Source organism: Klebsiella sp. RIT-PI-d, from assembly GCF_001187865.1.
Classification (GTDB): Bacteria; Pseudomonadota; Gammaproteobacteria; order Enterobacterales; family Enterobacteriaceae; genus Superficieibacter.
In genome coordinates this window covers 318,436-337,677 of sequence record NZ_LGIT01000004.1, presented here as the reverse complement: position 1 = coordinate 337,677, position 19,242 = coordinate 318,436, and the positions used below count along the sequence as shown (strand labels likewise).

General features: G+C 49.3%; 21 protein-coding genes. 9 read left to right on the top strand and 12 right to left on the bottom strand.

Translation table 11 applies throughout. The features are described 5' to 3' along the window. Positions 1–19: 19 nt before the first annotated feature. A complete protein-coding gene (pyrE, locus tag AC791_RS04765) occupies positions 20–661 on the top strand; it encodes an orotate phosphoribosyltransferase (RefSeq protein WP_049839333.1) in 642 nt (213 codons plus the stop codon). A gap of 34 nt (positions 662–695) precedes the next feature. Here pyrE and AC791_RS04760 read toward each other — a convergent pair whose 3' ends face one another. The 4 genes from AC791_RS04760 to coaBC all read right to left on the bottom strand — a co-directional run bounded on the left by AC791_RS04760 (position 696) and on the right by coaBC (position 4,227). Continuing rightward, the gene (locus AC791_RS04760) at positions 696–1,709 is read right to left on the bottom strand and encodes an SMP-30/gluconolactonase/LRE family protein (RefSeq protein ID WP_077264603.1); all 1,014 of its coding nucleotides are present in this window, start codon (positions 1,707–1,709) and stop codon (positions 696–698) included. Positions 1,710–1,867: 158 nt separating this feature from the next. Beyond that, a complete protein-coding gene (gene slmA, locus AC791_RS04755; protein ID WP_049839332.1) occupies positions 1,868–2,464 on the bottom strand; it encodes a nucleoid occlusion factor SlmA in 597 nt (198 codons plus the stop codon). Between the two features lie 115 nt (positions 2,465–2,579). Continuing rightward, positions 2,580–3,038 (bottom strand): dUTP diphosphatase, encoded by a 459-nt coding sequence (dut, locus tag AC791_RS04750; RefSeq protein WP_049839331.1) that lies wholly within the window; start codon positions 3,036–3,038, stop codon positions 2,580–2,582. Beyond that, positions 3,016–4,227 (bottom strand): bifunctional phosphopantothenoylcysteine decarboxylase/phosphopantothenate--cysteine ligase CoaBC, encoded by a 1,212-nt coding sequence (gene coaBC / locus AC791_RS04745; RefSeq protein ID WP_148677767.1) that lies wholly within the window; start codon positions 4,225–4,227, stop codon positions 3,016–3,018. Before coaBC ends, dut begins: the two co-directional genes overlap by 23 nt. 181 nt (positions 4,228–4,408) lie before the next feature. Between coaBC and radC the strand changes: the two genes are divergently transcribed. The 4 genes from radC (at position 4,409) to mutM (ending at position 6,597) form a co-directional block, all read left to right on the top strand. Continuing rightward, positions 4,409–5,077: a RadC family protein gene (radC, locus tag AC791_RS04740; RefSeq protein ID WP_049839329.1), complete on the top strand. Its 669-nt coding sequence runs from the start codon at positions 4,409–4,411 to the stop codon at positions 5,075–5,077. A 216-nt stretch (positions 5,078–5,293) separates the two neighbouring features. Further along, the gene (gene rpmB / locus AC791_RS04735) at positions 5,294–5,530 is read left to right on the top strand and encodes a 50S ribosomal protein L28 (protein WP_002436699.1); all 237 of its coding nucleotides are present in this window, start codon (positions 5,294–5,296) and stop codon (positions 5,528–5,530) included. A gap of 20 nt (positions 5,531–5,550) precedes the next feature. Continuing rightward, positions 5,551–5,718, top strand: coding sequence for a 50S ribosomal protein L33 (rpmG, locus tag AC791_RS04730; RefSeq protein ID WP_003024094.1), 168 nt, complete (start codon positions 5,551–5,553; stop codon positions 5,716–5,718). 69 nt (positions 5,719–5,787) lie between these two features. Next, positions 5,788–6,597, top strand: coding sequence for a bifunctional DNA-formamidopyrimidine glycosylase/DNA-(apurinic or apyrimidinic site) lyase (mutM, locus tag AC791_RS04725; RefSeq protein WP_049839328.1), 810 nt, complete (start codon positions 5,788–5,790; stop codon positions 6,595–6,597). 4 nt (positions 6,598–6,601) lie between these two features. Here the strand turns inward: mutM and coaD are convergent, their stop codons facing one another. After that, positions 6,602–7,081 (bottom strand): pantetheine-phosphate adenylyltransferase, encoded by a 480-nt coding sequence (gene coaD, locus AC791_RS04720; RefSeq protein WP_049839327.1) that lies wholly within the window; start codon positions 7,079–7,081, stop codon positions 6,602–6,604. Positions 7,082–7,089: 8 nt separating this feature from the next. After that, positions 7,090–8,367: a lipid IV(A) 3-deoxy-D-manno-octulosonic acid transferase gene (gene waaA, locus AC791_RS04715; protein ID WP_049839326.1), complete on the bottom strand. Its 1,278-nt coding sequence runs from the start codon at positions 8,365–8,367 to the stop codon at positions 7,090–7,092. 327 nt (positions 8,368–8,694) lie between these two features. On the opposite strand from waaA, the gene AC791_RS04710 reads away from it, so the two are divergent. The 4 genes from AC791_RS04710 (at position 8,695) to AC791_RS04695 (ending at position 12,712) form a co-directional block, all read left to right on the top strand. Beyond that, complete coding sequence (locus AC791_RS04710; protein WP_049839325.1) at positions 8,695–9,807, top strand: glycosyltransferase family 4 protein; 1,113 nt, start codon at positions 8,695–8,697, stop codon at positions 9,805–9,807. Between the two features lie 74 nt (positions 9,808–9,881). Further along, on the top strand, positions 9,882–10,955 hold the full coding sequence (gene rfaQ / locus AC791_RS04705; RefSeq protein WP_049839324.1) for a lipopolysaccharide core heptosyltransferase RfaQ: 1,074 nt from the start codon (positions 9,882–9,884) through the stop codon (positions 10,953–10,955). A gap of 15 nt (positions 10,956–10,970) precedes the next feature. Beyond that, entirely contained in the window at positions 10,971–11,768 is a 798-nt protein-coding gene (gene rfaP, locus AC791_RS04700) for a lipopolysaccharide core heptose(I) kinase RfaP (protein WP_049839323.1), read from the top strand. After that, positions 11,768–12,712 carry a glycosyltransferase family 8 protein gene (locus AC791_RS04695; protein ID WP_049839322.1) on the top strand — a complete coding sequence of 315 codons (945 nt, stop codon included), beginning with the start codon at positions 11,768–11,770 and terminating at the stop codon, positions 12,710–12,712. The genes rfaP and AC791_RS04695 overlap by 1 nt, the downstream gene beginning before the upstream one ends. A 40-nt stretch (positions 12,713–12,752) precedes the next feature. On the opposite strand, the gene AC791_RS04690 is transcribed toward AC791_RS04695, so the two are convergent. The 6 genes from AC791_RS04690 to rfaD all read right to left on the bottom strand — a co-directional run bounded on the left by AC791_RS04690 (position 12,753) and on the right by rfaD (position 19,160). Further along, entirely contained in the window at positions 12,753–13,763 is a 1,011-nt protein-coding gene (locus AC791_RS04690; protein WP_049839321.1) for a glycosyltransferase family 8 protein, read from the bottom strand. Between the two features lie 143 nt (positions 13,764–13,906). Beyond that, entirely contained in the window at positions 13,907–14,890 is a 984-nt protein-coding gene (locus AC791_RS04685) for a glycosyltransferase family 2 protein (protein ID WP_158443031.1), read from the bottom strand. Continuing rightward, entirely contained in the window at positions 14,865–16,124 is a 1,260-nt protein-coding gene (locus AC791_RS04680) for an O-antigen ligase family protein (RefSeq protein WP_049839319.1), read from the bottom strand. Before AC791_RS04680 ends, AC791_RS04685 begins: the two co-directional genes overlap by 26 nt. Position 16,125: 1 nt before the next feature. Then, positions 16,126–17,091, bottom strand: a complete 966-nt coding sequence (gene rfaC, locus AC791_RS04675; protein WP_049839318.1) for a lipopolysaccharide heptosyltransferase RfaC — start codon at positions 17,089–17,091, stop codon at positions 16,126–16,128. A gap of 3 nt (positions 17,092–17,094) precedes the next feature. After that, complete coding sequence (rfaF, locus tag AC791_RS04670; RefSeq protein ID WP_049839317.1) at positions 17,095–18,141, bottom strand: ADP-heptose--LPS heptosyltransferase RfaF; 1,047 nt, start codon at positions 18,139–18,141, stop codon at positions 17,095–17,097. Positions 18,142–18,224: 83 nt separating this feature from the next. Continuing rightward, positions 18,225–19,160: an ADP-glyceromanno-heptose 6-epimerase gene (gene rfaD, locus AC791_RS04665; RefSeq protein WP_049839316.1), complete on the bottom strand. Its 936-nt coding sequence runs from the start codon at positions 19,158–19,160 to the stop codon at positions 18,225–18,227. Positions 19,161–19,242 lie beyond the last annotated feature (82 nt).

Genomic DNA, 19,242 nt, shown 5'->3' with positions numbered 1-19,242 from the left:
AATCTGGAGGAGTGTCGACATGAAACCGTATCAGCGCCAGTTTATTGAATTTGCGCTTAGCAAGCAGGTACTTAAGTTTGGCGAATTTACGCTGAAATCCGGACGCAAAAGTCCCTATTTCTTCAACGCCGGGCTATTCAATACCGGGCGCGATCTGGCACTGCTTGGCCGTTTTTATGCCGAAGCGCTGGTCGATTCCGCTATCGACTTTGATCTGCTGTTCGGACCTGCCTATAAAGGTATTCCGATTGCGACAACGACGGCCGTCGCGCTGGCGGAGCATCACAATCGCGATCTGCCGTACTGCTTTAACCGTAAAGAGGCGAAAGACCATGGTGAGGGTGGCAGTCTGGTCGGCAGTGCACTTCAGGGTCGCGTTATGCTGGTGGATGATGTTATCACGGCCGGTACCGCTATCCGTGAGTCGATGGAGATTATCCAGGCCAATGGCGCAACACTTGCCGGTGTGCTGATTTCGCTGGACAGGCAGGAGCGCGGGCGCGGGGAAATTTCGGCAATTCAGGAAGTTGAGCGCGATTATGGCTGTCAGGTTATTTCTATTATCACGCTGAAAGAATTAATCGCGTATCTGGAAGAGAAGCCAGAGATGGCGGCGCATCTGGCGTCGGTACGCGCTTATCAGGACGCATACGGCGTATAGTCAAATGTCCGGCACAGTGCTGCCGGACCTTTTATCACACCAGCTTTGCCCCCTGTGTATTTACGTACAGGGAGTAAATCGAGGTACTGGACGCCATAAACAGGCGGTTACGCTGTTCGCCGCCAAAACACAGGTTAGCGCAGCGTTCCGGCAGTTGAATCGTGCCGATGTGTTTGCCCTGCGGGCTGAAGACGCGTACGCCATCAAGTTCTTCCGTCCCGGTACCCCATCCACACCACAGATTACCCTCAACATCGCAGGCAATACCGTCTGCAGTACCGTTGCCGCAATCGATATGTACTCGCTTATTTTGTAGCGCGTTATTCACCACGTCATAGGCCAGAATGAGCCGATTCGGCGCAGCACGACTTTCCACGAGATAGAGGATTTTTTCGTCAGGTGAAAAACAGAGTCCGTTAGGCCCTTTAACATCGCCAAGGACGACCTCCAGTTTACGGCTCTCAGCATCCAGGCGATAAACGTTTTGCGGGAGTTGGGGTTCAGCTTTATGCCCTTCATAAAAACCGGTAATGCCAAAGGGGGGATCGGTAAACCAGATGGAGCCATCTGATTTGACGACAATATCATTAGGCGAATTAAGCGGTTTACCGTCAAAGCTATCAGCCAGCACGGTTATTGTGCCGTCGTATTCGGTGCGGGTAATACGACGGGTGTCATGTTCACAGCTGATCAGGCGTCCTTGCCTGTCGCGGGCATGGCCGTTTGCATTATTGGCGGGACGGCGGAATACGCTGGTTTCACCGCTGGCTTCGTCCCAGCGCATGATGGCGTTATTCGGAATATCGCTCCACAGCAGCATGTGCATGTCACCAAACCAGACCGGGCCTTCCGCCCAGCGAAAGCCGGTGGCAATTTGCTCTACTTTGGCGCTGGCGACCATATAACGACGAAAACTGTCATCAAGCGCAATGACGCGCGGATCGGGATAACGCCCTGAAGGGGTCCAGCTTGCAAAACTTTTTTGACTTATGACTAGCGCGGCTGCCATGCCGCTCAGTTTTAACAGGTCCCGCCGTGATGTTGCCATTGAACATTTCCTTATTCCATTGAAAAAAGGCTGCTCAGGGGATAGTAGGAGAGGGAAAGGATATAAAGCATCTGGCAATCTGACGAATAAGCCTGGTCTTTTTAACAGATCGCCGCGCTGGAAATGCAGCCGGCCACGGGCAGGCTGCATAAGAAGGGTTACTGAAGCTGTGCGGCAATAAGTAGCCAGCGGGCGTCAAAATCATCGGTTGGACGATATTTAAATTCACTGCGGACGAAACGTGACAACATGCCTTCGCAAAAAGCCAGTATCTGACTCGCCAGCACATTTTCATCCGTCACGTAGCCCTCTCCTTCACGCATGCGTTTTTCACGCAGCACCTGACGCAGTTGCGCTTCAATGCGCTCGAACAGCTGGCTGATCCGGCCTTGCAATCTGTCTTGTTCAAACATAAGCGCGTGGCCCGTCAGGATGCGCGTCAGCCCCGGATTACGCTCACCAAATCCCAGAATCAACTGCACGATAAGACGCAGGCGAGCAGTCGTATCTTTTTCATCTTTCAGGATCAGATTGATGCGGGTAATCAGGCTATCTTCGATAAATTCAATCAGGCTATCGAACATGCGCGTCTTGCTGGGAAAATGGCGATACAGCGCTGCTTCTGATACGCCTACCGAGGCGGCCAACTTAGCCGTAGTAATGCGTTGGCTTCCATCGCTGGATTCAAGCATCAGTGCCAGAGATTGAAGTATTTCTTCGCGACGGTTCCTTTTCGCAGTTTGTTTTTCTGCCATGTTGCAAAATACCCCTGAGAATAAGCAATAGTCAGGCGAGCACCCACACAGCGACCGCAAACAGGATGTTTGCGGTAATGTTATAGCCTTTGTGCGCGGTAGGGTGCGTTATGTTTTATTTACGCCCGGAATGGCCGAAGCCGCCTTCGCCACGATCGGTAGCGTCAAATGATTCCACCAGATTAAATTCTGCCTGGACGACGGGAACGAAAACCATCTGGGCGATGCGCTCACCGGGTTCGATGGTGAAGGGCTCCTGGCTGCGGTTCCACATGGAAACCATCAGCTGTCCCTGATAGTCGGAATCAATCAGACCGACCAGATTGCCCAGCACGATACCATGTTTGTGCCCGAGGCCCGAGCGCGGCAACATTACGGCTGCCAGAGACGGATCGGCAATATGGATTGCAAGGCCAGTCGGCAATAGCGTGGTTGCGCCCGGAGCCAGTTCAAGAGCTTCATCAAGGCAGGCGCGCAGATCAAGGCCAGCCGAGCCGGAGGTTGCATAAGTGGGCAGAGGAAACTGTTCGCCAATACGCGGGTCCAGAATCTTAACGTCGATTTTTTTCATCATAGCGGGTAACGATCTCGTCGAGTAATAATTGGCCAAGAAGAGCTTTTTGCTCAAGCGGCAACACTTTATCGCCTTCCTGCCAGAAAAGATGTAATGCATTGCTGTCGCTATTAAAGCCTTGATCGGAAAGCGAAACATCGTTTGCGCAGATCAGATCAAGATTTTTGCGGGTGCGTTTTTGCCGGGCGTATTCTTCCACATTATTTGTTTCCGCAGCAAACCCAACAACGTAAGGTCGACCATCGGTGAGTGCGGCAACGCCTGCAACAATATCCGGATTCTTGACCATTTTTATTGTTAATTCATCACCTTGCTTCTTGATTTTTTCATCTGCAATAGCGGCGGCACGGTAATCCGCGACCGCAGCACAGCCGATAAAAATATGCTGCTGCTGGACATTTGCCTGTACTGCGGCTTCCATTTCAAGAGCGGTTGTCACATCAACGCGCCGTACAAACGGCGGCGTCGATAACGTTACCGGCCCGCTGACCAGCGTTACTTTCGCACCGCGTTTTGCGGCGGCGGCGGCAATAGCAAACCCCATCTTGCCGGAGCTGTGATTAGAGATATAGCGCACCGGGTCCAGCGGCTCGCGCGTCGGACCTGCGGTAATCATAATATTCAGATGTTGCAAATCGTTGACCGCAGAAAAATGCGCAGCGGCTAAATCGACGATAGCCAGGGGATCGAGCATCCTTCCTGGACCGATATCACCGCATGCCTGGCTGCCGCTATCCGGTCCCCAGATGCGTAGTCCACGGCCTGCAAGCACCTCAAGATTATGCTGGGTTGCGGCGGCCCGATACATCTGCTGATTCATGGCGGGTACTACCGCAACGGGTGACGGCGTTGCCAGGCAAATCGTCGAGACTAAATCGTTGGCCATGCCTGCGGCGACGCGTGCCAGCAGGTCGGCGGTGGCAGGGGCAAGAATAACCAGATCGGCCCATTTGCCCAGTTCAATGTGGCCCATCGCTGCTTCGGCTGCCGGATCGAGCAGGCTATCGGAAACGGGATAACCGGAGACCGCCTGCAGGCTCAACGGGGTAATAAATGCTTTAGCGGCGTCGGTCATTGCCACGCGCACATCCGCCCCGCGATCGCGCAGGCGACGTACCAGCTCAGGCGTTTTATAGGCAGCGATGCCGCCACTCACGCCAAGAACAATTTTTTTACCGGCCAGGCTCATCATGATTCTTTCCTGTTGGAGTGCACCAGAAGCTGGGCATTTTATCACAAACCTGCTGGCATCGTGTGGTCCGGGCGCGTTCACTTTGCGAGGCGCTACGCAAGAGCTGAAAAGGCAGGTCGAAGGCAGAATAAGGCTATGGCAGCATAGCGAAATATGCCCAGGGAGAAGCCATATTAAGATGTCTAAGGAGTGCAGGGAAAAGTTACCGCGTGAAAAAATGCGCCGTTTGGGTATCGAAGCGCTGAGCGAAGTCGAACTGCTGGCGCTGTTTTTGCGCACTGGCGCACGCGGTAAAAATGTGATGACTCTGGCCGCTGAATTATTACAGCACTTTGACACACTTTCGCAGCTGATGTCGGCAGACTGGGATAAATTCGACAAAATAGACGGAATTGGACTTGCTAAGTATGCCCAGCTCAGGGCGATCGCTGAGCTGGCGCGACGTTGCTATAACGAGCGTCTGCGTGAAAAGCAGGGGCTGTATAGTCCTGAACTGACGCGAGAATTTTTGCAGAGCCAACTTAGCGGTGAAGGCCGGGAAGTCTTCATGGCGATTTATCTCGATAGCCAGAATCGAATTCTCAAACATTGTCGGCTTTTTTCCGGTACCCTGAGCCATGTGGAAGTGCATCCGCGCGAAATTGTACGAGAAGCCATCAACGTTAATGCCGCTGCCGTGATCCTTGCACATAATCATCCTTCGGGTAATGCTGAGCCGAGTAAAGCTGATAAAATAATCACCGAACGTGTGGTAAGCTGCTGCCAGCTAATGGATATTCGCGTACTTGATCACCTGGTGATTGGACGTGGCGAGTACGTTTCTTTTGCGGAAAGAGGCTTAATTTAGCCCGGATCGCGCGATCCATCGGGATCTTTGTCTGTTCGGGACTTGAGCACACCGTCGAGTCAGCGTATACTACGCCACCTTTGAGAATCTCGGGTTTGGCATTTGGGCCTGGTAATCGCGAGTTCACTTAGAACCGCCGTGACCAGGCTTTACAGCCTGACGAGGCGTCAATACCCCATACGAAGCTCGAGCTAATTTGATTTTTGGAGAATAGACATGTCCCGAGTCTGCCAAGTTACTGGCAAGCGTCCGGTGACCGGTAACAACCGTTCCCACGCACTGAACGCGACTAAACGCCGTTTCCTGCCGAACCTGCACTCTCACCGTTTTTGGGTTGAGAGCGAGAAGCGTTTTGTCACCCTGCGTGTATCTGCTAAAGGTATGCGTGTAATCGATAAAAAAGGCATTGATACAGTTCTTTCTGAACTGCGTGCCCGTGGCGAAAAGTACTAAGTACTTAGAGGAAATAAATCATGGCTAAAGGTATTCGTGAGAAAATCAAGCTGGTTTCTTCTGCTGGTACTGGTCACTTCTATACCACTACGAAGAACAAGCGTACTAAACCGGAAAAACTGGAACTGAAAAAATTCGATCCAGTTGTCCGTCAGCACGTTTTATACAAAGAAGCTAAAATCAAATAATTTTAGTGAATTGTATGAAAACCCCGCTTCGGCGGGGTTTTCTGTTTTCTGGCCCTGGAGAACAAGACAATGCCTGAATTACCTGAAGTTGAAACCAGCCGCCGCGGTATTGAGCCGCATCTGGTCGGTGAAACTATCCTTCACGTTATTGTACGTAACGGACGCCTGCGCTGGCCGGTCTCAGAGGAAATCCATACCCTGAGCGATAAACCGGTACTCAGCGTACAGCGACGCGCTAAATATCTGCTTGTAGAGCTACCGGACGGCTGGATCATTATTCATCTGGGCATGTCCGGCAGCCTGCGTATCCTGACAGAGGAGCGTGCGGCAGAAAAGCATGACCATGTTGATATGGTGATGAGCAACGGTAAAGTGCTGCGCTACACCGATCCCCGTCGTTTCGGCGCGTGGTTGTGGACCAAAGAGCTGGAGGGGCATAACGTTCTGGCACATCTGGGGCCTGAGCCGCTCAGCGACGCGTTTAATGCAGATTATTTGCAGCAGAGGTGTGCGAAAAAGAAAACGGCCATTAAACCCTGGCTGATGGACAATAAACTGGTGGTGGGCGTGGGCAATATTTACGCCAGCGAATCGCTGTTTGCCGCCGGGCTTCATCCCGATAGACTGGCTTCTTCACTCTCGCATGACGAATGTGAATTGCTGGTGCGGGTTATCAAAGCGGTATTGCTACGCTCAATAGAGCAGGGTGGAACCACGCTGAAAGATTTTTTACAGAGCGATGGCAAGCCGGGTTATTTTGCCCAACAGCTACAGGTTTATGGGCGTAAGGGCGAGCCGTGCCATGTGTGTGGCGCACCGATTGTGGCAGCAAAACATGCTCAGCGGGCAACATTTTACTGCCGACAGTGCCAGAAGTAGAAAACTAGCGGAGCTTATCCATGAGCGCCTGGTGAACGTTAGCCGGGAGAAAATGCGTCACGTCGCCCGCGTGGCGCGCGACCTCTTTTACCAGCGATGATGAGATAAATGACCACTCTTTTGACGGCATCAGGAAAACACTTTCCAGATCTGGCATCAGATGGCGATTCATATTCGCCAGCTGCATCTCATATTCGAAATCCGCTATCGCCCGCAGACCGCGGATCAGGATGGTTGCCTGCTGAGCGTGGGCAAAGTTTGCCATTAAATCGCTGAATCCAACGACTTCAACGCCGGACAGGTGAGATGTTGCCTCTTGCGCCAGCGCCACGCGTTCTTCCAGCGTAAACATCGGTTTCTTACCCGGACTGGCGGCAATCGCTAATATTACCTGATCAAACATGTTGGTCGCGCGCGTGACGATATCAATATGGCCATTAGTAATGGGATCGAATGTTCCTGGATAAATCGCCCGTCGTTGCATAACAGCCCTCAATGCGTTTTGGGTGGCAGATACGGTTGTAGCAGGTGTAAGAGCCGCTGTAACGCCCCCTGGTTTTGATGAAGAACTTCTACGGCATGATGTCCATAGTAATGACGATAGTCTTCATCGGTCAGCAGCGAAGCGACTTCTTTGGTCAGGGACGCGGCGTCATGAACGGTGATCAGGCCATCAGCCTGCTCCAGACGTGCGCAGATATCTTTGAAATTAAACGTATGCGGGCCCATCAGAACCGGAATCGCGTGGGCGGCCGGCTCCAGAGGATTATGACCGCCGCGCTCGACCAGCGAGCCACCGACAAATGCCAGATCGGCAATCCCGTAAAGCAGCATCAGCTCGCCCATCGTATCGCCGACCACGACTTGCGTAGACGTAGAGGGAACTTCGCCCGATGAACGCGTGGTATAGCTCAGACCCGCCTGGCGTACAAGGTTTACCGCGTCCGGAAAGCGTTCAGGGTGGCGAGGAACCAGAATCAGTAACAGGTCAGGAAATTGCCTGAGGAGCGCCTGGTGCGCGTCAAGTACCGCACTTTCTTCGCCATCATGAGTACTGGTAGCAATCCATACCGGGCGATGTGGAGCCCATTGACGGCGCAGCGTAATGGCTTTCGCCGCCAGTTGAGGCGTGACCGAGATATCAAACTTCAGGCTACCGGTAACTGTCAGCTGATTACGTTTCGCGCCCAGCTGAATAAAACGTTCACCGTCTTCTTCGTTCTGCGCGGCAATCAGGGTAATGCGACGTAGCAGCGTTTTAATAAACTTCCCCAGTTTGCCATAACCGGCTGCCGATCGTGCAGAAAGGCGAGCGTTAGCGATAACCAGCGGGGTTTTACGTTTATACAGCGCATTAATCAGATTGGGCCACAGCTCCGTTTCCATGATCAATACCAGCTTCGGGTCAACCTTGTTAAGAAAACGGTTAATGGCATCGGGTAAATCATAAGGCAGATAGACATGCTGAACGTCTTTACCAAATGCAGACTGCGCGCGTTCAGAGCCTGTTGGCGTCATGGTGGTGACAGTAATAGGCAGCTCCGGATAGCGATGACGCAGCGCCCGTACCAGCGGGACTGCCGCCAGCGTTTCACCGACAGAAACCGAGTGCAGCATGATGCCGCCAGGCTTTAACGGCGTACGGTAAAAACCGTAGCGCTCGCCCCAACGTTTACGATATGCCGGAGCCTTACGACCACGCACCCAAAGCCGGACCCAAATGAGCGGCTGAATAAGGTAAAACAATGTGGTGTAAAGCAATTGCAGCATAGGATGTAATTGACAAATGAATGTGCTGGGGATTCTAAGTTTTTAACGGAGCCTTTGCCATTACTTTTGCGGAATTTGGCTTAAGAGGGAGCAAACAGCGCTGAAAAGGTGCTCTAAACGCAGTATTTTTTAAAATTTATCATCATATTTTAAGAGTAGAAGCGAACTTTCGATCCTCTACAGAGGCGGATTATCTCAGCTTTTTATTTATTTATATGATTGTTTTGTAATGTCTTATTGACTTTTTAGCTCGAAAAACATTCATATCGGCTTGCCGGGCAAGAAATGATACACTGTAGCGCTAATTGTTCCGGGAAGGACCTCAATATGATCGTCGCATTTTGCTTGTATAACTATTTTCCTTTTGGTGGTTTGCAGCGTGATTTTCTGCGCATCGCAACAACCGTTGCACAACGCGGTGTGAAAGTGCGGGTCTATGTTATCTCCTGGCAGGGCGATCGTCCCGACAATCTTGATATCGTGATGGTTCCGGCAACGTCATCAACAAATCATGGTAAGAATAAAGACTATTATCAGTGGGTACATAACCATCTTCAGCAAAACCCGGTTGATAAAGTTGTGGGATTCAACAAGATGCCGGGGCTGGATATCTACTATGCGGCTGACGTCTGCTACGCAGAAAAAGTGGCTAAAGAAAAAGGCTTCTTTTACAAGTTAACGCCTCGCTATCGCCATTTTGCTGCTTTTGAAGAAGCGGTTTTTCGCAAAGGTGCCAAAACCGAGCTACTCATGCTGACCGACCGGCAGATTAATGATTTTAAAAAGCATTACGCTACCGAAGATGCACGGTTCCACATCATGCCGCCGGGAATTTATCCTGACCGTAAATACAGCGCCCACGCCGCTGATTGCCGCGACGTGTTTCGCCGGGAAAATAATATTGATCCCAGCGAATTGCTGGTCCTGCAGGTTGGATCTGACTTTTCCCGTAAAGGGGTCGATCGCAGCATCAGGGCGTTTGCATCGCTACCGGAAAATAGCAGAAAAAATGCAAGGCTGATGGTGGTGGGTCAGGATAAACCGGGCAAATATGAAGCACTGGCCAGCCAGCTAAATGTAAAAGATCGGGTCTGGTTCTATGCGGGCAGAAATGACGTATCTAATCTGATGATGGCGGCAGACATGCTTATTCATCCGGCATATCAGGAAGCCGCAGGTATTGTTCTGCTGGAAGCCATTGCCGCAGGCCTGCCGATCCTCACAACGGAAGTCTGTGGCTATGCGCACTACATTGATAAAGCCCAATGCGGCGAGATCATAACTGAACCTTTCCGCCAGGATCGTCTGAACGCGGCCTTAACTGGCGCAGCGTTAAATCCGGCGTTGCGCCAGCAGTGGGCAAAAAATGCCCGGAATTATGCCGATACTCAGGACATTTATAGCTTACCTGAGAAAGTTGCCGATATGATTATGGCATAGCCATTTGCAGCCTGAGTGCACTGCCGATAGCAATGTAATAAGATCCACGAATCTGCGTAACTATCTGGAAAATAATGAGTAAATTTAAAAAAATTCTGATTATCAAATTAAAGTTTCAGGGAGATGTACTGCTTACGACGCCCGTTATCAGTACCTTGAAAGCGCAGTACCCTGACGCTCAGATTGATATGATGGTTTATAATTCTACGGTTCAGATCATTTCTGAAAATCCGCATCTGCACCAAATTTATGGTATTGCAGACAAAAAGTCCTCTGCGCTGACTAAAGTCACCAATATTTTCCATATCATCCGTGCGCTGCGGAAAAATAATTACGATCTGATTGTGAATCTCTCAAGCCAGAAGCTGCTGGGCCTGGTTATTCGCTGTATTCCTGCCCGCCTGAAAATTGGTTTTACGTTCGGCCGAAGAAAATCGTCTTACTGGATGAACGCGTTCGATAAAACGCTGGACGATGCGGGTGAGCACATTGTGCCGCAAAATTTATCTATTTTGACGCTGCTTGATATTGCGCCTGAAGAGACCAAAACCGCTATGCGGTATAGCATCCAGCACTGGGATCGCCTGAAAGCCAGAATGAATGAACTGGGCATCACAAAAGAGTACATTGCTATTCAGCCCACCGCCCGGCAGATATTCAAATGCTGGGATAACGACAAGTTTGCCGCCGTCATTAATCATCTTATGGACAAAGGCTATGACGTGATTCTGACGGCAGGTCCGGGCAAAGAAGATGCCGATATCATTGATGATATCGTGCGGCAATGTACCCGCAAACCGGTGACGCAGTTCGCCGGTAAGACCTCTTTTCCACAGCTGGCCGCCCTGATCGACCATGCGGCATTGTTTATCGGTGTTGACTCTGCTCCCGGACATATTGCGGCAGCGGTTGATACCCCGGTTGTGTGTCTCTTCGGCGCCACTAAACATCGCTTCTGGCACCCGTGGACGGAGAAACTGGAGCTACTTTGGGCTGGTGATTATCAACCCATGCCGCAGCGTAAAGATCTCGATCGCAGTTATCGCTATATGACCTGTATTCCGGCTGAAGATGTTATTGCAGCAGCAGACCGGATGTTAGCGCAGTATCCTGCGGCAAAGACCGTTTTCAACAACAATGCAGAATAATAATGGTGGGGAAAAATGGTTGAATTAAAAGAACCATTCAAAACGCTGTGGCAGGGTAAAGATCCTTTTCACGAAATAGAGCAGCTCACGGGCCACGTTTATCGGGCGCTTGAAACGCGTAAAACGCTGCGCTTTGAAATTGATAACAGCGGCTATTTTATAAAGATCCATTACGGTACGACGACGAAAGAAGTTGTCAAAAATCTGCTGTCGTTTCGCCTGCCCGTACTGGGCGCAGACCGCGAGTGGAAGGCGATTCATCGCCTGTCCGAGGTCGGAGTAGATACCATGCACGGCGTGGCTTTTGGCATGAAAGGGACCAACCCGGTCACGATCACCTCATTTATTATTACCGAAGAACTGACAGATACGATTAGCCTGGAAGATTATTGCGCACAATGGAAAAGCCAGCCGCCTGGTCATAAGGCCAAACGCAAACTTATCTCACATCTGGCCACGATGGTGAAGAAGATGCATGCCGCAGGCGTCAATCATCGCGACTGTTATCTCTGCCATTTCTTATTGCATCTCCCTTACGATCCGTCCAGCGATGCACCCAAATTATCCGTTATTGATCTCCATCGTGCTCAAATTCGCCCGGCCGTTCCCCTGCGCTGGAGAAACAAAGATCTGATTGGACTCTATTTCTCGTCGCTGGATATTGGGCTGACCACGGCTGACGTTTTCTATTTTATGAAAGTATATTTTGGCCGTCCGCTGCGTGACATTCTGCGTGATGAGCATAGTCTGATCGCCAGCGCACAGGTCAGGGCGCAAAAGATCAAAGAAAGAACGCTGCGTAAGGGTCTGTAATGCATATGGAATCCACAATCCACGTCGTTTTTTGCTCTGACGGTAATTATATCGAATATCTCGCAACGTCTCTGGCGTCGGTTTATCATAATAACTTAGATAACGACGTCCATTTTCACGTTTTTTCTTATGACGTAAGCGACGTGCAGCTTAATAAAGTGAGAGCGCAGGCAGGCAATATTTCAGTCTACAAAATTGATGATGCCGATCTTGAAAAATATGATGGTCAATCATCGTTAGCGCACATCAACAAATCAACCTATATACGGCTTCTGGTTCCGCGTCTGCTTCCCGAAGAGGTCAGGCGATTTGTTTACCTGGACGTCGATACGCTCTGTTTTTCTTCATTAGCTGAATTACTGACAATCAATATTGATGATGTCGTTTGCGCGGTCGTTACGGATAACTCGCAAGAGATTAACCGTAAAAATAGCCAGCGCATCGGTATGACCGACAAGCGCTATTTTAATGCCGGGTTCATGTATATTAATCGCCCGGCCTGGCTGGCCCATGACGTTGAGCGTAAGACGCAGGATATATTGCGGGAGCGAAAAGGGCAGTTAAAGTATCTCGATCAGGATGCATTAAATCTTGTTCTGCAAGACAATGTCATTTTCATCGATAAGAAATGGAATCTGCTCTATACGCTGTTAAACGAAGAACAGCAGCAGAACTTTATTTATCACCCTGAACGAGTGCCAACTATTATGCACTTTACTGGCGGACGTAAACCGTGGTATCAGGAGCATCGGGGCACCGGGCAGCATCTTTATCTTTTCTATCGCAACTTTACCGCCTGGCGTGAGTCTCCGCTACGCAGCTACAGCACTCGTATGCGCGCAACAGATTATCGGGTTTACGCCAGTAACGCCTTTAAGAAAGGGCAGTTGCTGGATGGATTACGTTATTATACCGGCTATATCAGAAAGAAATTAGCAAAATAAAAAAAGCACTGGTATTAATACCAGTGCCTCTTTTCATGGCTTACTTTTTCATTTTCAGCCAGGTATAAGTTAGCCAGGTTTTAAAACCTTCAACGCGGTGACCCAGATACTTTTGATGGACAGATTTTTTTTTGAACTGCTTAAGTGTTCTGGCCTCAAAAAGCGGCTGATTGCGCCATGGAGAAAGGTTATAAATATCAGTAAAGTACTTCACTGCCGGATACTCTTTTGCCCAGCTAAACCACGGTTTAGTGACCCCCACATAGTGGATGAACACGGTACTGTCCTGGATAATTTCTTTATAGCGACCGGCTCTTTTTACTTTCGGCTCATCATCAAAATTGTAAAAAGTGTTATATCCACGCTCAATAAACTTTACCTGACCTTTGAGCAAAAGATTTAGCGCATCCTGATCGGGAAACGTTAGTTTGTCAGCGAGCGTTTCATCTGAAAATATCGTAATGATTTTTTCCAGAATATTATTTCGCTGCCATGCTTTTAAATCGATATACATCATACCGCTATTGAAATAGCTATTTGGCTCAAAGCCAAAAACCTGTACGGCTCTATTTTGCATCATCTCTACGTCAATGACCGCCGCAACAATATTACCTTCCATGTCCAGATTTAACAGAGGCTCTACGCTACCTTTGCAGATAATATCGGCATCCAGATAGATGAGGCTATCAGTTACGGTTTGCAAATATTCGCAGGTGAGAAAGCGATAATAGGCGGCATAAGCATAACGAACGGTATAAGGGAAGGTAGCAAAGCAATCGTTATTAATAATATAGAGTGATATAGTGCTTTGATAATGGGCCGCAAGCGCAGTAAGCTTGTTACAAAGGTCTTCGTCAGAATAGTCGGAGAAAATATGAAAAGCTAAAGGAACGTTTTTATTATTTTCGAGGATTGACGTTATCGAAATACAGGCACCAAACAGGAAATTTTTGTCGACTCCATAAGCGATATTAAGCTGCTTTGTGGATGACGGTTCGCAGACGGTACCGGAAAAAGTTTGTTGGCTGATTATAGGCTGCTGACCAAACATAACTACACCTGCAACGAAATATTATAGCCAATGATAACATGTTCCTGATGGGTTGACTATACATGTTAAGTCGTGGTGTAAAGCGTTCCTTCCATGGAATCTTCAGTTAAGCAGAAAAATATTAATTTAACTATTAGCTGGATTTATTGCTTTCTCATCCAGCGGGGCAGTAGTCTGTATTTTAAACGTGAAAAGATAAGATCAAACTGATAAAGTTTGACTCGCAAATAGAATTTTTTATGTTTTCTATCTATGTTCTTATACAGACAAGCGTCTCTCAAATTACCGATTAACTGCATTTCTTTTTCATTGTAACTATAGTAGCCACGCATCTTCCTGGTTTTCTTTCTTAATTCAATATAGCAATTCATCATTGCCATAGTGGTTAGAGATGCCGTTTCAGGATGATTTTTTACATTTTCGATGAATTTATTCAGGGCATATGACATATCGATAATGTCGTTTTCCTGATGGGTTTCGGTGACACTTAATCTGTTCTTGCGATAATAGTAGAGTATGCTGTTTATTTTACAAAGCTGTTTACTTTTCAAATATTGAAAAGGCGTAAAAGAAACATCTTCATAATAAGAAAGCGCTTCCGGAAAGCGGTCAGCGCCAATAATATCTCTTTTAAATACGCGGCTCCATACCTGCCAGTGCGACACTTTAAAGGTTTTTCGAATAATTTCTGCGTAGCGAGCATCTATTTTGTCGTGTGAACGATCTTTTTGCGCCGCAGCAAAAACATCGTAATCACGAGTGTTGTCATAGGCAATAATGTCATATTGCTGCTTATGCAGAAGAGGCATAATGACGTCAAAGAAATTTTCACTGTACAGATCGTCGCCATCAATAAAGGCAAGATAATCACCGCGGCTGAGTTCAATACCCCGATTACGGGCGATAGAGACGCCGCTTTTAGGTTGATAGTAATAACGTATGTGATGATATTTCTGTGTTAGTTCACGGATAATCTGGTCAGATTTATCCGTAGAACCGTCATTGATGACAAGTAACTCACAATTATCTGGCATCTTACTTATAACGGACATGATGGCATCTGACGCCAGGTCGCCATTATTATGTGTCGCCATGATTATGCTAAGAACAGGCTTTTCGTTCATCATTAACTTTATTATGTTGTAATAATATGCAAAGTGCGATACACGATGCTGCAACCATCGGCGTTTCTCGTGAGTAGAATAAAACATCAGAAAGGCCGAACAACATCATTGCAAGTGTTACGCTAAAAAGCGATATGTTTTTATGCCTGATTGAATAATAAATAAGTGTAATATAGAGCGTAATCAGCAGTAACGTGCCTGTTACGCCTTTTAATGACAGCGTTTCGATGACTTCATTATGCAAATGGATGTTTGTGTAGGGTGCCGCGCCTGAAAACTCCGGGTGCGCTTTTATCATTGCAGAAATAGCATCCTGACGCGCTTCCATTGATTGCCCAAAGAGATTAACTTTCATCGTTTGCAAGCCCACCTGGTACATTGCAAGGCGCGCACCCACTGAGGTATTACTGTTTTTATTTTGATAGTTAGTAATGTCACTCATTAAATTTTGCGTGCGCTGATGAATAATATCTTTCATGGCTACGCTACAAACGATCAGCAAAACAAAAAACACAGCGGCGCGCTTAAGCAGTGCTTTTCTCGAATGTGAGTAATTTGCCAGCAGCAGCATCAGAATGATGAGCGGATACGTTAGCATCGCGGCCCGGGTTTCGTTCAGCGCCAGGGTGACTAACACGCATACTGAGATTAATGCCAATAAGAAGGGATAAAATTTGGGTTTAAGCTGGATAAGCCAGGCGCTGCAAACGATGCCGATCAGAGACACGCAATAGGCTGCGGTCGTTGCCACTTTAAAGGCCAGAACAATACGCGGTACTTCGAGGTGTGACTGTTCCACGCCTGCGTAAATGGCCGTTGCGACCAGCAGCACTGATAATCCAGCGACGATAAACTGCCGTACATTTTGCGTGATGACGCTAAAGGCCAGGATAATAAAGGTGCCAGCAATCAACATCCGTGCGGTATACAGGTAAGCGCGATAGGCACCTGAGAAAACCGTTTTTTCTGGTTTAAAAATTTCCAGCCATAGCAGGTTGTAAATTCCCATTAACAAGATGATGCCGGCGAGCGTCAGCAGCGTTTTTTTCGAAGAAAGTTGTTTGCGCTCGGCGATAACATACACCAGAGAAACCAACGCGGTTATGCTGAACAATTTTGCGGCGAGATCGACATTGACCAACAGGAGTGAGAACAGTGTTGCCAGTAAACCCGTACACAGTGTCCATTCGCACGCTTTTTTAGCGGCCGGAGAGAAGGTCTTTCCCTGTAATATCATCTTATTCACTCAGGTTAGTTAAATGCTCAAAAACCATATCAGGTGATATCTCGCGAGTTGTAACGCCTGGAGACGTGAGTGCCAGCTGATTTTTACCGTAGCCGCCAATCAATCCCGGGTCGGTTGGACCATAAAGCGTAATATTAGGACGATCCAGCGCTGCCGTCAGATGACTTAGCCCCGTATCGACAGAAACCACAAATTCTGCCCCTGCAAGTACCATGGCGATGGCTTCCAGACTCATACGCGGTAGCACGTCTACGTAATCAAATCCTTCTGCCAGTCTTTTCGCCCGAGCCTCTTCATGAGGCGCACCCCACGGTAGTTTGATACGTATGCCGGCATCGCGCAATAAGCCTGTTAGCTGACGCCAGTGTTCTTCCGGCCAGTGCTTATCGTCGCGCGTGGTGGCATGCAAAAATACCGCATAACGCTCGCCCCGGGCTTTCAGATTAGTCGAAAAGTGCTGCGCAATAGCGTAATCACCCTGAGTTTCAGGTTGACCATAGCCCAGACTTTTGGCAAACAATTCGCGCGTGCGTTCGACGGCATGTTGCTGTTTTGCGATGTTATGCCGACGCTGATAAAACAGGCTTGCCAGCGGCTCGCGAGCGCTTTTCCAGTTCATGCCATGCTTTATGCCGCGTGCCAGTCGCGTTACCAGCGCTGCACTTTTCACCAGCCCCTGAGCGTCAATGATGGCATCATACTCTACTTCACGTAAACGGTTATAAAACGCGTTGCGTTCAGCTTTTACCTCGGCGGAAAACCATGCTTTGCGCCAGCGACGGATTGCCACGGGCAGCACACGCTCGACGGTTTCATGCCAGGAGGGAATTTGTGCAAAACCTTCTTCAACTACCCAGTCAAATTGAATGCCTGGCAAAGCACGCTGAGCATCGGTCAGCGCAGGAAGTGTATGCAGCACATCGCCCATTGATGATGTCTTAACAATTAATACCCGCATCCGTCAGGCTTCCTCATCCAGCAAAAGGGCATTGAGTTCTTCCAGTACGCGTTGTGGCGTAATATCGATCAGACTTTGATGATAGCCCTCGGCAGCATCGCCTTTGCGGACTTTGTGGTAGCCTTCAATAAGCCGAATAACGCGTGCTTTATGTGATAGCGGAGGAGTGAAATCAGGGCTGCTGGGACCATAAAGTGCGACCAAAGGACGCCCCAGCGCGGCGGCTACGTGCATTAACCCGGAGTCGTTGCTAACAACAGCGCTGCACGCCGCAATCAGGATCACGGCTTGCTCAAGCTGGGTTTCTCCCGCCAGGTTACGACACCACGCCTGTTGCTCAATACTCAGCGCAGCAAGAATTTCATTGCCCGCGTCATGATCTTTTGCTGAACCAAATAATACGACCTGGTATCCTTCATCGATAAGCTGTTTCGCCAGCTCTGCATAATGATAGTGCGGCCAGCGTTTGGCCGGGCCAAATTCTGCGCCGGGGCAAAAGCCGATGAGTGGGCGTTCTGTCGAGAGACTAAATGTTTCGCAGGTGGTTACTTTCTCTTCATCGCTTACTGCCAGCGCAGGCCACAGCAGCGGCTGTGGAAGGTCTTGTGCGCAGGTCATCGTGCCTTTATCGTAAGCCAGCGCGACGTAACGCTCGACCATCAGCGGCCAGGCGTTTTTATCCAGTACTCGCGCATCGTTAAGCAGGCCGTAACGCATTTCACCGCGCCAGCCCGTGCGCGACGGAATACCGGCAAAGAACGGGATCAGCGCAGATTTAAACGAGTTCGGCAGCACCACGGCGCGATCGTAATGGCGCCCGCGTAAACTGCGGCCCAGCTTGCGCCGCGCGCCAATCTCCAGCGCACCATGACCGAGCGGCATCGGGATTGCCTCGCTGACTTCCGGCATACGCGATAACAGCGGACGGCACCACGCCGGTGCCATCACGTCAATCGTCGCCTGGGGATAGCGTGCCTTGAGCGTGCGATAGAGACTTTGCGACATCATCATGTCGCCCACCCATGACGGGCCGATCACCAGAATTTTCATTCCCTTCATCCTTCAAGCTGTCTTTGCGTTGGCTGCCTGCGCCAGCTCCGGTTACGTATTTCTGCCAGATCCCGGCGTTTGACTTAGCTGTCGCTGCGGTTCAGCCAGGCCATGTATTCTGTTACGCCTTCGGCCACGGTTTTGAACGGTTTATCGTAACCTGCCGCGCGCAGGTTGGTGAGGTCTGCCTGGGTAAACGCCTGATAGCGACCTTTCAGTTTTTCCGGGAACGGAATGTACTCAAGGCTGCCTTCTTTATGGAAGGCCAGCGTCGCATCTGCCACCGCCTGGAAAGATTCTGCCCGTCCGGTGCCGAGGTTAAAAATGCCGGATACGCCATTTTCCAGGAACCACAGGTTGACGGCAGCAACGTCGCCAACGTAGACGAAGTCGCGCTTAAAGCCATCGCTACCTTCGAACAGTTTCGGGCTTTCGCCGTTGTTCAGCTGGGTATTCAGATGGAAAGCAACGCTCGCCATGCTGCCTTTATGTCCTTCACGCGGCCCGTAAACGTTGAAATAGCGGAAGCCAACGATTTGTGAGTTCGCTTCCGGCAGGATCTGACGTACGTATTCGTCGAACAGGAATTTAGAGTAGCCATACACGTTGAGCGGCTTTTCATATTCACGAGATTCAATAAAGTCAGTGGTACGTCCGCCATAGGTTGCTGCTGAAGAGGCGTACAGGAAAGGGATTTCATGTTCCAGGCAGTAATGCAGAACTTCTTTGGAGTATTGATAGTTGTTATCCATCATATACTTGCCATCCCACTCCGTGGTGGATGAACATGCGCCTTCGTGAAAAATAGCGTCGATATCGCCGAACTCTTCCCCCGCCATGATCTGGATAAGGAAATCTTCTTTATCCATATAATCCGCAATGTTGAGGTCGACCAGGTTGGCAAATTTGGTGCCATCTTTCAGGTTGTCAACCACCAGGATGTCGGTAATACCTTTATCATTCAGGGTCTTAACGATGTTACTTCCGATAAAACCCGCGCCGCCAGTCACAATGATCATACGTTACCCTTTGAAATAGGAGGTACTGAGACCGTCTCAGATACGAATGCTTTTATCATACCATCACAACGTCCCGGGTTCA

Excerpts from the sequence above, each read along its gene's own strand:
- rfaQ (WP_049839324.1), top strand. The coding sequence starts at position 9,882 with ATGAGTAAATTTAAAAAAATTCTGATTATCAAATTAAAGTTTCAGGGA.
- rfaF (WP_049839317.1), bottom strand. The coding sequence starts at position 18,141 with ATGAAAATTCTGGTGATCGGCCCGTCATGGGTGGGCGACATGATGATG.
- AC791_RS04695 (WP_049839322.1), top strand. The coding sequence starts at position 11,768 with ATGCATATGGAATCCACAATCCACGTCGTTTTTTGCTCTGACGGTAAT.
- coaD (WP_049839327.1), bottom strand. The coding sequence starts at position 7,081 with ATGCAACGACGGGCGATTTATCCAGGAACATTCGATCCCATTACTAAT.
- AC791_RS04760 (WP_077264603.1), bottom strand. The coding sequence starts at position 1,709 with ATGGCAACATCACGGCGGGACCTGTTAAAACTGAGCGGCATGGCAGCC.
- waaA (WP_049839326.1), bottom strand. The coding sequence starts at position 8,367 with ATGCTGCAATTGCTTTACACCACATTGTTTTACCTTATTCAGCCGCTC.
- AC791_RS04680 (WP_049839319.1), bottom strand. The coding sequence starts at position 16,124 with ATGATATTACAGGGAAAGACCTTCTCTCCGGCCGCTAAAAAAGCGTGC.
- coaBC (WP_148677767.1), bottom strand. The coding sequence starts at position 4,227 with ATGAGCCTGGCCGGTAAAAAAATTGTTCTTGGCGTGAGTGGCGGCATC.
- rfaC (WP_049839318.1), bottom strand. The coding sequence starts at position 17,091 with ATGCGGGTATTAATTGTTAAGACATCATCAATGGGCGATGTGCTGCAT.
- rpmG (WP_003024094.1), top strand. The coding sequence starts at position 5,551 with ATGGCTAAAGGTATTCGTGAGAAAATCAAGCTGGTTTCTTCTGCTGGT.
- rpmB (WP_002436699.1), top strand. The coding sequence starts at position 5,294 with ATGTCCCGAGTCTGCCAAGTTACTGGCAAGCGTCCGGTGACCGGTAAC.
- slmA (WP_049839332.1), bottom strand. The coding sequence starts at position 2,464 with ATGGCAGAAAAACAAACTGCGAAAAGGAACCGTCGCGAAGAAATACTT.
- radC (WP_049839329.1), top strand. The coding sequence starts at position 4,409 with ATGTCTAAGGAGTGCAGGGAAAAGTTACCGCGTGAAAAAATGCGCCGT.
- rfaP (WP_049839323.1), top strand. The coding sequence starts at position 10,971 with ATGGTTGAATTAAAAGAACCATTCAAAACGCTGTGGCAGGGTAAAGAT.
- dut (WP_049839331.1), bottom strand. The coding sequence starts at position 3,038 with ATGATGAAAAAAATCGACGTTAAGATTCTGGACCCGCGTATTGGCGAA.
- AC791_RS04685 (WP_158443031.1), bottom strand. The coding sequence starts at position 14,890 with ATGATGAACGAAAAGCCTGTTCTTAGCATAATCATGGCGACACATAAT.
- rfaD (WP_049839316.1), bottom strand. The coding sequence starts at position 19,160 with ATGATCATTGTGACTGGCGGCGCGGGTTTTATCGGAAGTAACATCGTT.
- mutM (WP_049839328.1), top strand. The coding sequence starts at position 5,788 with ATGCCTGAATTACCTGAAGTTGAAACCAGCCGCCGCGGTATTGAGCCG.
- AC791_RS04690 (WP_049839321.1), bottom strand. The coding sequence starts at position 13,763 with ATGTTTGGTCAGCAGCCTATAATCAGCCAACAAACTTTTTCCGGTACC.
- AC791_RS04710 (WP_049839325.1), top strand. The coding sequence starts at position 8,695 with ATGATCGTCGCATTTTGCTTGTATAACTATTTTCCTTTTGGTGGTTTG.
- pyrE (WP_049839333.1), top strand. The coding sequence starts at position 20 with ATGAAACCGTATCAGCGCCAGTTTATTGAATTTGCGCTTAGCAAGCAG.